Below are 14787 nucleotides of genomic sequence, written 5' to 3' on the forward strand. Positions count from 1 at the left end.
GGGAGCACAGCCCGGCCAGCCCGGCCAGCCCGGCCAGCGCGTTGGCGGCTCAGAGCGCGGGCACCGCCCGCAGCGCGGCATACGCGCGCCGCGGCCCGGCCCCGCACGCAAGGGACTCGCCGAGCCGGTCCAGCCGCAGCCGGGCGTCGCCGTGGAGGGCGAGCAGCGCCGCCGCCGCAACCCGGATCTCCTCGGCCGTCGCCGTGTTGGGCGCCAGGGCGAGCCCGAAACCGGCCCGCTCGATCGCCGCCCCCCCGGCGAACTGATCCGTTGAGAAGGGCAGCACCAGCAGCGGCACGGCCGAGGTCATGGCCTCGGTGACGCTGTTGTTGCCGCCGTGCGTCACCGCCAGGGCGGAGTGCCGCAGCACCGTCACCTGCGGGAGGAAGCCCCGCACCAGCCACGAGTCCGGCACGGGGCCGAGCTCGGCCGGGTCGGAGGCCCCGGTCGCGAGGGCGACCCGCACGTCGAGGGCGGCCAGCGCCTCGGCCACGCGGGCCAGCACGTCGGCCCGCACCGACAGGAAGCTGCCGAAGCTGACGTACACGATCGGCCGGTCGCTCTCCACCGCCAGCCACCGTTCCACCTCGTCGTCCACGGCCTCCGCGCGCACGGCGGAGCCGAGGAACGCGTGCGGAGGCAACAGGTCCGCCCGCTTCGGGTCGTGCAACTCGGCCGGATAGTTCAGCAGCAGGATGTCGCCGGCCTCCTGGAACGCATCCGTGCTCGGGATCATCGACGGGTCGAGGGCGAGGAGGGCGTCGTTCCACTGGCGGGTGAACGAGTCGCGCACGTCCTCGCAGGTGTGGTGCAGCGCGTCGAGCTCGGCGGGCTCGGGCGAGAAGGCGTCCGGCCACTCGGGCGGGTAGCCGTAGACCTCGTCGCCGACGGGCAGGGCAGACGGATGCCCGATCACGACGTCCGCATGCCGCACCCCCGCACTGAGCAGGGCCAGCCGGGCGCTGAACGCCAGGTGGTCGACGATCACGTGGTCCGGGCGCACCTCGGCGACGATCCGCTGCACCTCCCTCGCCACCTCCACCGGGTTCCAGAGCAGGTCGCTGCTGCGGGCCTCGGCCTGGAAGCGGAGGGTGTCGACCATGCCGCGGCGGGTGGCGTCGAAGAACCCGCGCAGGGCGTCGTCCTCGCCCTTGGGCTGTTCTTCGGCGCGGATCGTGCCGGGGTTGGAGCCGCGGCCCAGCTGCAAGTTCACCCGTTCGAAGCCGAAGGCCGTCACGATGTCGGCCGTGGCGGGGCCGCTGGCCACCACCACGCGTTCGCCCGCCTCCAACCAGGCTGTGCCGAGCGTGGCGAGCGGAAACAAGTGGGACGCGTAGTCCGGGCTGATGATGAGCAGCGTCATGAGGCGCTCAGCGCCCAGTCAGTCGGCTCGTCCGCGTCGGACGCATCGGAGACGTCCCGGTAGACGCGGGACAGGGTCGCGGCCATGGCCTGGATGGTGAACGAGCCGGCCACCATCGCCCCGGCGCGATCCGCGTACTCCGGCCCGAACGGCCCGGAGGCCAGCACCAGCGCCGCGGTGATCCCGGCGGAGAGGGCCGCCCGGTTGCCGGTGTCGACGAGGTACCCCGTCACTCCCTCCTCGACGTAGGTGGCCGGTCCGCCGGAGTTCGGGGCCACGACAGTGAGCCCGGACGCCATCGCCTCGAGCAGGGCGATGCCGAACTCCTCCTTCATGCTCGCGCAGACGTACACGCCGCCGGGCGCAGCCAGGCCCGGACGGCCGTAGCGCGCGGCGGCCAGCCAGCGGGCGACCGTGTCGTTGGTGCGGTGCCCGGCCAGCAGCAGCCCGTGCCCGGCCGCGTCCGCCAGCGGCACGACGGCGGCCATCGAGTCCAGCTGCCCCTGCTCGTCGAACGAGGGCGCGTTCAGGTCGCCGCCGAGCACGAGCAGGTTGCAGCTCGCTCGGAGGCCCGCGTCGGCAGCCCAGGCCTCCACCAGCGTCGCCATGCCCTTCACCCGGTGCAGCCGGCCGACGGTGACGGCGAGGGGCAGGCCCTGTCGGCTGGTCGGCAGGGTGGCCAGCAGGGCGTCGAGCTCGGCCACCGCCGGGGCGCCGTCCGATACGGATGCCGCGCCCGCCACATCCGCGGCCGCCACATCCGCGGCCGCCACAGCAGCGCCCGCAGCACCCGCAGCATCCGCCAGGGACCGCTCGATCACCGCGAGGTCGATGCCCTCCGCGATCACGGAGTGACGCTCGGGATGCTGCGAGATGTCGATGCCCACGAGGTCGCGCATGTCGCGCTGCAGGTCGGGCCGGGGGAAGAGCACGGTGTGCGCGGCATCCGCGGCCAGCCTCTGCACGAGCCGCGCCCGGAACCAGAAGTGCTCCGTCTCGTCGACCGTGCCAAAGTTGGCCCGGGTCAGCACCCCGGACGTGTCCAGGGAATGGATGACGCTGTGCGGGTCCGGCGCGACCGTGAACACGATCGGGATGTCGAGTTCCCGGGCGACGGTGGACGCCGCCAGGGTGCCGATGTCCGCCATCCGCAGGTGGATCGCGTCGACGGAACCCGCCGCACGCAGAATGCGACGGATGCCCCGCTGCGTCTCGATCCGCCGGGGCCAGGCGTCCACGGATGCCACCGGGTCACCCAGGAACGGAACGGTCGCGAACGCGTGGCCGGCGAGGGTCGAGCCGACCTCGGACAGGCAGGAGAGCCCGGCGGCGTGGTCACCCCGCGAGAGGGTGAGCACGCGTTCGACGGGCGACCCGGCCGGCCCGGCGACCAGGGCGTCGCCGAGGCGCACCAGCAGGGTCGCGATGCCGCCGTTATCACCGGACCCGACCTGGCTGAGCTCCCGGTCGATGTCGGCGTGCAGGAAGAGCTGTGCCACCGTGAGGCCCTGACTCCAGGGCGGGCGGGGATAGGTGGGCACGGTCAGGTCGACCAGGGCGAGCCTGGCGACATCCGCGAGCTCGTCGGACCCCTGGGACAGCTCGCTGACGATCCGGATGCTGGCCTCGTTCGGCCCGAGGTCGCCGAGGGCGGCGATCGCGGTCGCACGCACGGGCACCGATTCGGCGCGGTCCACGGCGACGCGGCGCAGCAGGCGCTCGGCGATGCGGCCGGCCGTGAGTCCCATCGTCTCGACCAGCCGGGCCCGGGCGGCGGGCTCGTGCACTCCGATCAGGGCGCCCTCCAGGGCGAGAGCCACATGCTCGGGAACCGACGAGCTCCACTGTTCCAGGGTGCGCTGCGCGATCATGCCGGAGAATCCGCCGGAAACGACCATGGTCAGGAGCCCGGCGAGCGCGTCGAAGCGGGGCAGGCGGGCACCGAACGCCCAGGCCGCGTGTTCCCGGATGAAGGGCGAGTCGTGCAGGAGCAGAGACACCAGGACTTCGTCGGCGGATTCGTCGAACACCTGGCCGAGCGAGTGGATGGCGGCGATGGCGGTGAGCTGGTCTCCGGCATCGAGGGCGGCCTGGGCGAGCAGGCGCACCGCGCGCACGCCGCCGTCCCGGCTCGCGGCGATGGTCAGGTTGTCCGCGCAGCGGATGCCGTCGAGGATCGACCTGCTCTGCCGCATCGTGTCCAACGTCGTATGAGTCCCCACGGTTGCCTCTCTGTTGGGCTGTCGAGTCTGTTGGGCTGTCGAGCTGTCGGCTGTCGAGCTCCCCTGGGCTGTCTTCCCAGGCCTGGCCGGGCACCTACGTGTCTAACCGGATGCAGACCAGCATCATTCCACGAACCCATCAAACGCCATATCCCTGACCAGTTGCTGCTGATCCGGCTGGGAATCACCCGGGACCCTTGCCGGCAGCGCGAGCCGGAGGGAGCAGGATGGAGGAATGACACGACGCGCTCCGATCGACGACATCAACGAAGACAACCTGGTCGTCAAGAAGCCGAAGAAGTCCGCGGCCGGCGTCGAGGCCGTCGCCGTCGCCCTCGAACGCGGCATCGCGCAGGCCGGCGTCGGCCGCACGGCCAAGGCGCTGCTCCGGCTGAACCAGCGCGACGGCACCGACTGCCCCGGCTGCGCCTGGCCGGAGTCGCAGGGCCACCGCAAGACGGCGGAGTTCTGCGAGAACGGCGCGAAGGCCGTCGCCGAGGAGAGCACCCTGCGTACCGTGACCCCGGCGTTCTGGGCCGAGCACTCGATCGAGGAACTCGCCACCAAGACCGAGTACTGGCTGGGCAACCAGGGCCGCATCACGCATCCGATGGTCATCCGTCCCGGCGACACGCACTACTCGCAGATCTCCTGGAACGCCGCGTTCGAACTCATCGGCGAGCAGATCCGCGCCACCGTGCCCGACCGCACCGTCTTCTACACCTCGGGCCGCACCGCGAACGAGTCGGCGTTCCTGTACCAGCTGTTCGCCCGCTCGATCGGCACGAACAACCTGCCCGACTGCTCCAACATGTGCCACGAATCCTCCGGAAGCGCACTGAACCCGACCATCGGCATCGGCAAGGGAACCGTGTCCCTCGAGGACCTCCACCAGGCCCAGCTGATCCTGGTCGTCGGCCAGAACCCCGGCACCAACCATCCACGGATGCTGTCGGCCCTGAAAGAGTGCAAGGACAACGGCGGCAAGATCGTCGCCGTCAACCCGCTGCCGGAGGCCGGGCTGTTCAACTTCAAGGACCCGCAGTCGGTGTCCGGACTGATCGGCGACGGCACCGCCCTCTCCGACGAGTACCTGCAGATCAAGGTCGGCGGCGACCTGGCCCTGTTCCAGGCCCTCGGCCACCTGCTGCTCGAAGAGGAAGAGCGCGTGCCCGGATCCGTCGTGGACGCTGAGTTCGTGGCGGCGAACACGCAGGGCCTCGAGGACTACCGCGCGGCCCGCAAGAGCATCGACTGGGCCGAGACCGAAAAGGCCACCGGCCTGAACGTGCTGCAGATCACCACCGTGGCGCGCATGATGGCGGACTCCAAGGCCACGATCATCTGCTGGGCGCTGGGCCTGACCCAGCAGCCGCACTCGGTGAACACGCTCAAGGAGATCATCAACCTGCTGCTGCTGCAGGGCAACTTCGGCAAGCCCGGCGCCGGCGCCTGCCCGGTGCGCGGCCACTCCAATGTGCAGGGCGACCGCACCATGGGCGTCTGGGAGAAGCCGAAGGAGGCGATGCTCGCCGCTTTGGACACGGAATTCGGCATCAACGCCCCGCGCGAGCACGGCCTCGACTCGGTGGACACGATTGCGGCGTTCGAGAACGACGACGTCGACGTGTTCGTCGCCATGGGCGGCAACTTCGTCCTCGCCGGCTCCGACACCGTGGCCCTGGAGACCGCGATGCAGCGGGTCGGGCTCACCGTGCACGTGTCGACCAAGCCGAACCGGTCGCACATCATGCACGGCCGGACCTCGCTGATCCTGCCGACGCTCGGGCGCACCGACACCGACGACAAGCATCCGGGCGGACGCCAGGTGCTCTCGGTCGAGGACTCGATGTCGGTCGTGCGCACCACGCAGGGGCGCCTCGACCCGGTCTCCGAACACCTGCTCGCCGAGCCGGTCATCGTCGCCCGGATGGCCAGCGCCACCCTCGGAGAGGACCACGTGATCGACTGGAAGGCCATGGCCGACGACTACGACGTCATCCGTGACCGCATCTCCCGGGTGATCCCCGGCTTCCAGGACTTCAACACGCGCCTCAAGACCAAGAACGGGTTCGTGCTGCCCAACCCGCCGCGGGACACCCGCAGCTTCGCCACGGACATCGGCCGGGCCCGGTTCACGGTCAGCCCGCTCGAGTACCTGACCCCGCCGCCCGGGCACCTGATCCTGCAGACGATGCGCAGCCACGACCAGTACAACACCACCTTCTACGGCCTGGACGATCGGTACCGCGGCATCTCCGGCGGCCGCCGCGTCATCCTGATCCACGAGGACGACGTGACCGAGCTGGGGTTCACGGACCGCGACATGGTCGACGTGATCAGCACCTTCCGGGGCGAGGAACGCCGCGCCAACGAGTTCCGCCTGGTGGTCTACCCCACTCCGCGGGGCTGCGCGGCGGCGTACTTCCCCGAGGCGAACGCCCTGGTGCACCGCGAGCTCGTCGCGCGCGAGTCGAACACCCCCGGCTACAAGGCCATGTCGGTGCGGTTCATCCCGCACGAAACCGTGCCCGCCTAGCCGAGCGCGCCCTTCACCGTCACAGCGCGGTGCTGCTGCTGAACCAATTCGACGGAGATTCTCGGCTAAAACCGCTGTTCTGGGGTTGCCAGGGCCGATTTGGCCAAAATCTCCGTCGAATTCGTTCGGGACGCGGGGCGGCAACACCTTACGGGTGGGGGCCCGGCCGAACACAGGGCGCCCCGACCGAGGCCAGGTTGGCCCGACCGAGGCTAGGTTGGCTGGACTGACCGCACACGGAGGTGCCCATGGAGCAACGCAGCTGGTCCGGCCACGTCTTCATCGCGACGAGCGTGGACGGTTTCATCGCCCGCAGCAACGGCGACATCAACTGGCTCACCGACACGCCCGGCGAGACGCCCGGCGACGACGAGTTCTTCGCCTCCGTCGACCATCTCCTGATGGGGAGGGCGACCTACGAGAAGGTACTCAGCTTCAACCGGTGGCCCTACGGCAGCACACCGGTGCTGGTGCTCAGCAGCACGCTGATGCCGGCCACCCAGGCAGCGACCGACGGCCAGAGCATCCGCGTCGTGCGCACGCTCGCGGAGGCGGTGTCCGTGCTCAACGAGGCGGGAGCCGCCCGTGTCTACCTCGACGGCGGCAAGGTCGTGCGGGCCTGTTTGGCCGCCGACCTCGTCGACGACCTGGTCATCACCCGGATCCCGGTGCTGCTGGGCGACGGCATCCCGCTTTTCGGCGCTCTTCCCGGGGCGCTCCCGGCGGACATCCGGCTGCAGACCCTCTCGGCTGGGCAGATCAGCGGGGGCATGATCCAGGAGCGCTATTCGGTCGTGCGCTGAGCTTCGAGCCGACTCAGCCCGCGATGACCGCCCGGCTGCGCGCGGCGCTTTCGCTGTCGATCCGCTCGGCCCCGGCGTAGATCACCATCGAGTCGCCACGCAGGAACCCGACCAGGGTCATCCCGACCTCGGCCGCGAACTCCGCGGCCAGCGACGATGGCGCGGAGACGGCGGCGAGCACCGGGATTCCGGCCATCATCGCCTTCTGCGCAAGCTCGAAACTGGCCCGGCTCGACACCATCAGCACCGTGCCGGAGAGCGGCAGCAGGTTCTCCTTGAGCGCCCAGCCGATGACCTTGTCGACCGCATTGTGACGGCCGACGTCCTCGCGCAGCACCAGCATCCGCCCGGTGGCGCCGTCGAAGAGGGCCGCCGCGTGGATGCCGCCGGTCTTCTCGAACACGGCCTGCGCTTCCCGCAGCGCGTCGGGGAAGGTGATGAGCAGTTCCGCGCTGACCCGCAGGGGGTCCTCCGCCACCGGGAACGACGATTTCGTGCGCACGGCGTCGATGCTGGCCTTGCCGCACAGCCCGCAGGAGCTGGTCGTGAGGAACGAGCGTTCCAGGCTCGGGTCCGGCGGCCGCACACCCGGTGCGAGCGACACATCGAGCACGTTGTAGGTGTTCTCGCCCTCGTCGTCGGTGGCGCCGGCGCAGTACCGCGCGGTGAAGAAGTGCTCGCCCCGAGTGATCACGCCCTCCGACACCAGGAACCCGGCGGCCAGGTCGTAGTCGTTGCCGGGGGTGCGCATCGTGACGGCGAGCGAACGGCCGTTCACGCGGATCTCCAACGGTTCTTCGGCCGCCAGCACGTCTTCCCTGGTGGTGGGGTTCTGGCCCACCGTCAGCCGCACGACCTTGCGCCGCACCGTGATTCTGCTCAAATCAGTCACCCGCCAATGTAGGACATTTCGATTCTTTTCTTGCCGGATGCCCGCAGGCCCCCGGTCTGCGAGCTGCGCAGCTCCGAGTAGCGGTCGGTGCGCTCACGCCAGATCTGCGCCATCACGGTGGACAGCTGCTCGTCGGTGCAGCCGCCGCGCATCAGGGCCCGCAGGTCGTGCCCTTCGGTCGCGAACAGACAGGTGAAGAGCTTACCGTCGGTGGAGACCCGCGCCCGCGAGCAGGAGTGGCAGAACGACTGGGTGACGCTGGAGATGACCCCGATCTCGCCACCGCCGTCGCGGTACCGCCAGCGCCGGCTGGTCTCGCCGCTGTAGTTGGGCGAGACCTCCTCCAGGGGCAGCTCGGCGTTGATGCGTGCCACGACCTCGGAGGAGGGCACCACCGCGCCCATCTCCCAGCCGTTGCTGGAGCCGACATCCATGAACTCGATGAAACGCAGGATGTAGGGCGTGTCCTTGAAATGGCGGGCCATGGCCACGATGTCCTGGTCGTTCTGGCCGCGTTTCAGCACCATGTTGATCTTGATCGGCCCGAGGCCCACCGAGTGGGCCACGTCGAGGCCGTGCAGCACCTTGGCGACCGGGAACTTCACGTCGTTCATGGCCTTGAAGGTGGCGTCGTCGAGCGAGTCCAGGGACACCGTCACCCGCCGCAGCCCGGCATCCTTCAGCGCCTGGGCCTTCAGCGCCAGCACGGAACCGTTGGTGGTCAGGGCGATGTCGACTTCGCGGCCGTCCGGGGTGCGCAGCGCGGCCAGCATCGCGACGAGTTCTTCGAGCCCCTTGCGCAGCAGCGGTTCGCCGCCGGTCAGGCGGATCTTCTCGACCCCGTGAGCGACGCTGATCCGGGCCAGCCGGGTGATCTCCTCGAAGGAGAGCAGCTCATCGCGGTCCATGAACGCGAAGTCCTTGCCGAAGACCTCTTTGGGCATGCAGTAGACGCAGCGGAAGTTGCACCGGTCGGTGACCGAGATGCGCAGGTCGTGCAGCGGGCGGGCGTACCGGTCGGTGACCAGACCGGTCGGCTGTTCCACGGCGACCGGGATGTCGGTGAGGGCACTGAAGTAGCGGGGAACGGGTGCGGTGATGTCGACTCCGGTCATGTCTCCACACTAACTGCCGCCCCGAGCGGCAAAAGGTCGCCGGGACGGTGAGAAATCCCCGGGACGCGAAACCCGGCCGGGGCGAACCGCCGGTCGGGTTTCCCGTTTGGTGGGGCGCGGTTACTTGATGTACTGGTTCGGGTTCAGCACGTACTTGACAGACTTGCCGGCGTCGAACTCGGCGTACCCGCGCGGGGCATCGTCCAGGCTGATCGCCTGGGCGTTCACGGCCTTGGCGATCTGCACCTTGTCATGCAGGATCGCCATCATCAGCCCCCGGTTGTACTTCATCACCGGGCACTGACCGGTGGTGAAGGAGAGGGACTTGGCCCAGCCCAGGCCCAGCCGGATGGACAGCGAGCCGACCTTCGCCGCCTCGTCCACCCCGCCCGGGTCACCGGTGACGTAGAGCCCCGGGATGCCCAGGCCGCCACCGGCGGCGGTGACCGTCATCAGCGAGTTGAGCACCGTGGCCGGGCGCTCCGTGCCCGCGTCCTTGCCGTGGCCACGGGCCTCGAACCCGACGGCATCCACACCGCAGTCGACCGTGGGTTCACCCAAAATCTGCTCGATCTGGTCCTGTGGTTCGCCCTTCCGCAGGTCGATGGTCTCACAGCCGAAGCTGCGGGCCTGGGCCAGCCGCTCTTCGTTGAGATCGGCGACGATCACGACGGCGGCCCCGAGCAGCTGAGCGGATGCCGCCGCAGCCAGGCCCACCGGTCCGGCGCCGGCGACGTAGACGGTCGACCCGACCCCGACTCCGGCGCTGTACGCGCCGTGGAATCCGGTCGGGAAGATGTCGGAGAGCATGGTGAGGTCCATGATCTTCTCCAGCGCCTGGTCCCGGTCCGGGAACTTCAGCAGGTTCCAGTCCGCATACGGCACCAGCACGTACTCGGCCTGGCCGCCGACCCAGCCGCCCATGTCGACGTAGCCGTAGGCGCTGCCCGGGCGGTCCGGGTTGACGTTGAGGCAGATCCCGGTCTTGCGCTCCTTACAGTTGCGACAACGGCCGCAGGAGATGTTGAACGGCACCGAGACGATGTCGCCGACCTTGATGAACTCGACGTCGGGCCCGCACTCGACCACCTCGCCGGTGATCTCGTGGCCGAGCACCAGGTCCATCGGTGCGGTCGTGCGCCCGCGGACCATGTGCTGGTCCGAGCCGCAGATGTTCGTCGTGACGGTCTTGAGGATGACCCCGTGCGGCACCTTCCGGCCGACGTTGGCCGGGTTCACGCCCGGCCCGTCCTTCAGCTCGAAGGTGGGGTAGTCGATGTCGATGACCTCGACGACGCCTGGGCTCTTGTAGGCAACTGCTCTGTTTCCAGTCATGAAGTACCTTCCTAGTTCCTGATTGCTTTCCTCGTGGCGCGGCCACTGCGGTCGCGCGAGAGTGCATGGGTGTCTCTAGTTGGATCCCTTTTCGTGGTGCGATCCCTAGGTGACTACAGATGGCCTGAGAATTCAAGGTGTTTGCCGGAGTTCGCCCGGATGGGTATTCACCGCACGCCCCCAGCGCCTACCGTGGTAGTCATGGCCATACCTCCCCTCGTCGAGCCGGTCGCCCGGCTCAGCGCCGCCGAATCCGTCCGCACCGCACGCCAGCGTCGCCTGCCCCAGCTGAACGAGCTCGGCCAGCGCCGGCTCGCCAACGCCCGGGTGCTGGTGCTCGGCGCCGGCGGTCTCGGTTCCCCCGCGCTGGTCTACCTGGCCGCGGCCGGGGTCGGCACCATCGGCATCGTCGACAGCGACGACGTCGAACCCAGCAACCTGCAGCGCCAGATCGTGCACGGCCAGGCGGATGTCGGCCGGCCCAAGGTGGTCAGCGCGGCCGAGTCGATCGCGGCCATCGCGCCGGAGACCGTGGTCGTGCAGCACGGCGAGCGGCTCGACGCCGGCAACGCCGCCACCATCCTCGGCGGCTACGACGTCATCATCGACGGCACCGACAACTTCCCGACCCGGTTCCTGGTCAACGACACCTGCGCGGCCCTGGGCCTGCCGCTGGTGTGGGCATCCGTGCTGCGCTTCGACGCGCAGCTGTCGGTGTTCTGGGCCACCCCGCCGGCAGGGAGCGGCCTCACCGGGGTTCACCTGCGCGACCTCTTCCCGACCCCGCCCGCCGAGGGCGAGGTGCCCAACTGCGCGGAGGCCGGCGTTCTCGGCGCGCTCTGCGGCCAGGTCGGTTCGCTGATGGCCACCGAGGCCATCAAGCTCATCGCCGGGATCGGCACCCCGCTGATCGGGCGCATCCTCGTCATCGACGCCCTGTCGGGGCGGTTCACCGAGGTTCCCCTGCTCGGCACCGGCATCGCCGCGGCCGACCCGAACCCGCCCGCGACAGCCGCCGCCGCGCCCAACGCCTGGCCGACGATCACCCCGGTCGAGCTCGTCGCCCGTCTGGGCGCCCGGGCGAAGAGCACCGACGCGTTCCTGGTCGTCGACGTGCGCGAACCGGACGAACACACCGAGAGCGCCATCCCGGATGCCGTACTGCTCCCCCTCGCCGAACTGCTCACCGCCGAGGGAATGGCCACCCTTCCCCGCGACGTGCCGCTGGTGCTGCACTGCCACACCGGCACGCGTGCGGCCCGCGCCGCGACCGCGCTCCAAGCGGCCGGCTTCACCGACCTCACCCTGCTCGACGGCGGAATCGTCGCCTGGGACGCCGCCGTCGCCGCCCGCACCGCCCCCGGCCTCGGCAGCAAGTGGTCCAGGGAGTGGTCGGCCACCTGGTCGCCGGAATGGTCCACCGAGGCCAGGAGCTGACCGTGGCCGAGGGAACGCACCGGCACGATCACGGCGGCAGGCACACCCACGAGCACGTCGCCGACGGCTGCTCCGTCCCCGCCTCGGCCCGCACCGTGGCCGAGCAGCTGGCCGCCGTGCTCGCCGCGGTCGCCCCGCTGCCGCCGGCGCTGGTGTCCCTGGACGAGGCCCTCGGGCTCGTGCTCGCCGAGGACATCCGGAGCGCCACGGACACCCCGCCGTTCGACAACTCGGCCATGGACGGCTATGCCGTGCGACGCGCGGACCTGCTCGGGGCCACGGAACAGACCCCGGTCTCCCTGCCGGTGGTCGCCGACCTCGCCGCCGGCACGGCGCAGAATCCGCGCCTGGAAACCGGCCAGGTCGCGCGCATCATGACCGGGGCGCCGATCCCTGACGGGGCGGATGCCGTGGTGCCGATCGAGGACACCGACCAGGGCACACAGACGGTCCAGGTTATGCGCCCGCCCGGCCCGGCCGCGCACATCCGTCGCGCCGGCGAGGACGCGCACGCGGGCGACACCGTGCTGACCCGCGGGTCCGAGCTCTGGCCCACCCGGATCGCCGCCGCCGCGAGTGCCGGCACGTCCGGCCTGCGGGCCCACCCCGCCCCGCGCGTGGCCGTGATCTCCACCGGCAGCGAACTCGTCACGCCGGGCGAACCGACCCGGCGCGGCCAGATCCCCGATTCCAATTCGTACCTGCTCGCCGCTGCCGTCGCCGAGGCCGGCGGGGTGCCGATCCGGCTGGGCGCGGTGCCCGACGACGAGAACACCCTCCGCAGCCTGCTCACCAGCCTCGCCGGCACCGTCGACGCGATCGTGCTGTCGGGCGGCGTGAGCGTGGGCGCGTACGACGTGGTGAAGGCCGTGCTGGCCCCGCTCGGCACGGTGCGGTTCGGCCCGGTGAAGATGCAGCCCGGCAAGCCGCAGGGCTTCGGCCGGTGGCCCGCCGACGCGGACGGAACCGACGGCCCGGTCATCTTCGCCCTCCCCGGCAACCCGGTGAGCGCCTTCGTCTCGTTCGAGGCGTTCGTGCGACCGGCCCTGCGCCGGATGGGCGGGCACAGCGAGCTGTTCCGGCCCACCGTGGACGCCGTCGCCGCCGAAAGCTGGGCTTCCCCGGCCGGCCGCGCCCAGTACATGCCCGTCATGCTCCGCCGGGACGGCACGCGCACACTCGCCCGCCGCGCCGCGGCCGGCGGGTCCGGCTCGCACCTCGTGGCCGGTCTCGGCCAGGCCCAGGGACTTGCCATCGTGCCGGAGGACGTCACCCGGATTGACGAGGGTGGGCCCGTCACTGTCATGCTGGTGACATGACCGCACGCGACACGCCCGCACACCCCTTCACCCACCTCGATTCCGCCGGCCAGGCCCGAATGGTCGACGTCACCGACAAGGTGCCCACCGTGCGCAGCGCGACCGCGGCCGGTTTCGTGGCCTGCGGCCCGAAGGTCGTCGCCGCCCTCCGCGACGGCAGCACCCCGAAAGGCGACGTGCTGGCCGTGGCCCGCATCGCCGGCATCCAGGGCGCCAAGAAATGCGCCGACCTGCTCCCCCTCGCGCACGTGATCGGGGTGCACGGCGCCGCCGTCGACCTCGTGGTCGAGGATGCGGGCGTGCGGATCATCGCCACGGTGCGCACGGCCGACCGCACCGGCGTCGAGATGGAAGCGCTGACCGCGGTGTCGGTGGCGGCGCTGGCCGTCGTCGACATGGTCAAGGGACTCGACAAGTCGGTCATGATCGAGAACGTGCGGCTGATCACCAAGACCGGCGGCAAGTCCGGCGACTGGCACCGCCCGGCGGGGTCGTCGGGCGACTAGCCATGAGCGTCGACCTGATCGTGCTCGCCGGCGGCCGCGGCAGCCGGCTCGACGGCGCGCTCAAGCCCGCAGTGGAGGTGGCCGGCCGGTCCCTGCTGTCCCGGGTGCTGGACGCCCGCGGGCTGGCGCGACGGGTCGTCGTGGTGGGGCCGGACTCGGCCCGCCCCGCCGCGGGCGAGGCCGTGCCCGCGGCGGCCTGGACCCTGGAGGACCCACCGTTCGGCGGGCCCGTCGCCGGGATCGTCGCCGGGCTGGCTGCGCTGGACCGGCCCGCGGCATCCGTTGTCGCGGCCGAGTGGGTGCTGGTGCTGGCCTGTGACCTGCCCTGGGCCGCGGATGCCGCGCGCCTGCTGGTGCCGGCGGCGACCGACCCGGGGCTGCCGGCATCCGTTCACGGCCTGCACCTCACCGACGAGGGCGGCCGGGCGCAGTGGCTCGCCGCGATCTACCGTCTGGCTCCCCTGCGGGCGGCCGCGGGCCGGCTCGGCGCCGACGCGCACGGTTCGAGCATGCGTGACCTGCTGGCCCCGCTCACCCTGCGCGGCATCCGGGACGCCGCCGGCGCGGGCAGCGACGTGGACACGTGGCAGGATGTGGAGAGGAGCTCCGCACTCCTGCTCACCGAGGCCGACCCCGTCGCGGAGCAATCCGATGAGGAGTGAAACCGAATGAGCACCTCCGCCCCGCTTCCCCCCGAGGCCCTCGACGACTGGCTGGCGGCCCTCGCCGCGCGGCTGGGCCTCGACCCGGCCGACGTCCCGGTGGGCACCCTGCTCGACGTGGCCCGCGACGTGGCCCACAATGTGGCCCGGCCCGCCGCGCCGCTGAGCACGTTCCTGGTCGGGCTGGCCGCCGCCCGCGCCGGGGGTACCGCCGCCGACATTGAACGCGCCTCCGCCCTGGCCACCGAGCTCGCCCTGGCATGGCCGGCCGACTACCCGGACACGACCCGCTGATGGCCACGGTGCGCTTCTTCGCGGCCGCCGCCGAGGCCGCCGCCACCGACGGCACCGCCCTCGACGCGGCCACGATCGGCGACCTGCGCGCCCGGCTCGTGGCCCGCTACGGGGCCGAGTTCGAACGCATCCTGAACCGGTGCTCGCTGCTGGTGAACGGCACCCGGGCCACGGATGACGCGGTGCCGCTCGCCGGCAGCGACGCCGTCGACGTGCTGCCGCCCTTCGCCGGCGGCTGACCCGGCCCGCCACCGTTCGGCTACCGCCGGGACGAGGTTCGAGCCGGACCGGATCGGAATC

13 protein-coding genes are annotated in these 14787 nt (G+C 71.1%); 8 read left to right on the forward strand and 5 right to left on the reverse strand.

Annotated elements, in window-relative coordinates; genetic code table 11:
- Positions 1-49: 49 nt before the first annotated feature.
- Positions 50-1363: a glycosyltransferase gene (locus E3T24_RS09580; protein ID WP_134404324.1), complete on the reverse strand. Its 1314-nt coding sequence runs from the start codon at positions 1361-1363 to the stop codon at positions 50-52.
- Positions 1360-3558: a glycosyltransferase gene (locus E3T24_RS09585; RefSeq protein ID WP_241978669.1), complete on the reverse strand. Its 2199-nt coding sequence runs from the start codon at positions 3556-3558 to the stop codon at positions 1360-1362. The genes E3T24_RS09580 and E3T24_RS09585 overlap by 4 nt, the downstream gene beginning before the upstream one ends.
- A 262-nt stretch (positions 3559-3820) precedes the next feature.
- Between E3T24_RS09585 and E3T24_RS09590 the strand changes: the two genes are divergently transcribed.
- Both E3T24_RS09590 and E3T24_RS09595 read left to right on the forward strand, forming a co-directional pair.
- Positions 3821-6124 (forward strand): FdhF/YdeP family oxidoreductase, encoded by a 2304-nt coding sequence (locus tag E3T24_RS09590; protein WP_134434548.1) that lies wholly within the window; start codon positions 3821-3823, stop codon positions 6122-6124.
- Between the two features lie 248 nt (positions 6125-6372).
- Complete coding sequence (locus tag E3T24_RS09595; RefSeq protein ID WP_134434549.1) at positions 6373-6927, forward strand: dihydrofolate reductase family protein; 555 nt, start codon at positions 6373-6375, stop codon at positions 6925-6927.
- 13 nt (positions 6928-6940) lie between these two features.
- Here E3T24_RS09595 and fdhD read toward each other — a convergent pair whose 3' ends face one another.
- The 3 genes from fdhD to fdhA form a co-directional block, all read right to left on the reverse strand.
- Positions 6941-7810, reverse strand: a complete 870-nt coding sequence (fdhD, locus tag E3T24_RS09600; protein ID WP_134367109.1) for a formate dehydrogenase accessory sulfurtransferase FdhD — start codon at positions 7808-7810, stop codon at positions 6941-6943.
- Positions 7811-7815: 5 nt separating this feature from the next.
- Positions 7816-8934 carry a GTP 3',8-cyclase MoaA gene (gene moaA / locus E3T24_RS09605; RefSeq protein WP_134367111.1) on the reverse strand — a complete coding sequence of 373 codons (1119 nt, stop codon included), beginning with the start codon at positions 8932-8934 and terminating at the stop codon, positions 7816-7818.
- A 120-nt stretch (positions 8935-9054) separates the two neighbouring features.
- Positions 9055-10269 (reverse strand): formaldehyde dehydrogenase, glutathione-independent, encoded by a 1215-nt coding sequence (gene fdhA, locus E3T24_RS09610; protein WP_134367113.1) that lies wholly within the window; start codon positions 10267-10269, stop codon positions 9055-9057.
- 201 nt (positions 10270-10470) lie between these two features.
- Here fdhA and E3T24_RS09615 point away from each other — a divergent pair, with 201 nt between their 5' ends.
- The 6 genes from E3T24_RS09615 to E3T24_RS09640 are packed head-to-tail and all read left to right on the forward strand — an operon-like array spanning position 10471 to position 14726.
- Positions 10471-11706: a ThiF family adenylyltransferase gene (locus E3T24_RS09615; RefSeq protein WP_134402495.1), complete on the forward strand. Its 1236-nt coding sequence runs from the start codon at positions 10471-10473 to the stop codon at positions 11704-11706.
- A 2-nt stretch (positions 11707-11708) separates the two neighbouring features.
- Positions 11709-13025 carry a gephyrin-like molybdotransferase Glp gene (glp, locus tag E3T24_RS09620; protein WP_241978670.1) on the forward strand — a complete coding sequence of 439 codons (1317 nt, stop codon included), beginning with the start codon at positions 11709-11711 and terminating at the stop codon, positions 13023-13025.
- Positions 13022-13531, forward strand: a complete 510-nt coding sequence (gene moaC, locus E3T24_RS09625; RefSeq protein ID WP_134367117.1) for a cyclic pyranopterin monophosphate synthase MoaC — start codon at positions 13022-13024, stop codon at positions 13529-13531. The genes glp and moaC overlap by 4 nt, the downstream gene beginning before the upstream one ends.
- Positions 13532-13533: 2 nt before the next feature.
- Positions 13534-14193, forward strand: a complete 660-nt coding sequence (locus E3T24_RS09630; RefSeq protein WP_134404332.1) for an NTP transferase domain-containing protein — start codon at positions 13534-13536, stop codon at positions 14191-14193.
- 6 nt (positions 14194-14199) lie between these two features.
- Positions 14200-14487 carry a DUF6457 domain-containing protein gene (locus tag E3T24_RS09635; RefSeq protein ID WP_134366237.1) on the forward strand — a complete coding sequence of 96 codons (288 nt, stop codon included), beginning with the start codon at positions 14200-14202 and terminating at the stop codon, positions 14485-14487.
- Complete coding sequence (locus E3T24_RS09640) at positions 14487-14726, forward strand: MoaD/ThiS family protein (RefSeq protein ID WP_134366238.1); 240 nt, start codon at positions 14487-14489, stop codon at positions 14724-14726. Before E3T24_RS09635 ends, E3T24_RS09640 begins: the two co-directional genes overlap by 1 nt.
- The last annotated feature ends 61 nt before the right edge of the window (positions 14727-14787 follow it).

The organism is Cryobacterium sp. TmT2-59, from assembly GCF_004403545.1.
Lineage (GTDB): Bacteria > Actinomycetota > Actinomycetes > Actinomycetales > Microbacteriaceae > Cryobacterium > Cryobacterium shii.

What these genes read in the sequence shown, in the direction of transcription:
- E3T24_RS09635 (WP_134366237.1), top strand. Translation starts at nt 14,200, where the DNA reads ATGAGCACCTCCGCCCCGCTTCCCCCCGAGGCCCTCGACGACTGGCTG.
- E3T24_RS09630 (WP_134404332.1), top strand. Translation starts at nt 13,534, where the DNA reads ATGAGCGTCGACCTGATCGTGCTCGCCGGCGGCCGCGGCAGCCGGCTC.
- E3T24_RS09590 (WP_134434548.1), top strand. Translation starts at nt 3,821, where the DNA reads ATGACACGACGCGCTCCGATCGACGACATCAACGAAGACAACCTGGTC.
- moaA (WP_134367111.1), bottom strand. Translation starts at nt 8,934, where the DNA reads ATGACCGGAGTCGACATCACCGCACCCGTTCCCCGCTACTTCAGTGCC.
- moaC (WP_134367117.1), top strand. Translation starts at nt 13,022, where the DNA reads ATGACCGCACGCGACACGCCCGCACACCCCTTCACCCACCTCGATTCC.
- E3T24_RS09580 (WP_134404324.1), bottom strand. Translation starts at nt 1,363, where the DNA reads ATGACGCTGCTCATCATCAGCCCGGACTACGCGTCCCACTTGTTTCCG.
- E3T24_RS09615 (WP_134402495.1), top strand. Translation starts at nt 10,471, where the DNA reads ATGGCCATACCTCCCCTCGTCGAGCCGGTCGCCCGGCTCAGCGCCGCC.
- fdhA (WP_134367113.1), bottom strand. Translation starts at nt 10,269, where the DNA reads ATGACTGGAAACAGAGCAGTTGCCTACAAGAGCCCAGGCGTCGTCGAG.
- E3T24_RS09585 (WP_241978669.1), bottom strand. Translation starts at nt 3,558, where the DNA reads ATGCGGCAGAGCAGGTCGATCCTCGACGGCATCCGCTGCGCGGACAAC.
- E3T24_RS09640 (WP_134366238.1), top strand. Translation starts at nt 14,487, where the DNA reads ATGGCCACGGTGCGCTTCTTCGCGGCCGCCGCCGAGGCCGCCGCCACC.
- E3T24_RS09595 (WP_134434549.1), top strand. Translation starts at nt 6,373, where the DNA reads ATGGAGCAACGCAGCTGGTCCGGCCACGTCTTCATCGCGACGAGCGTG.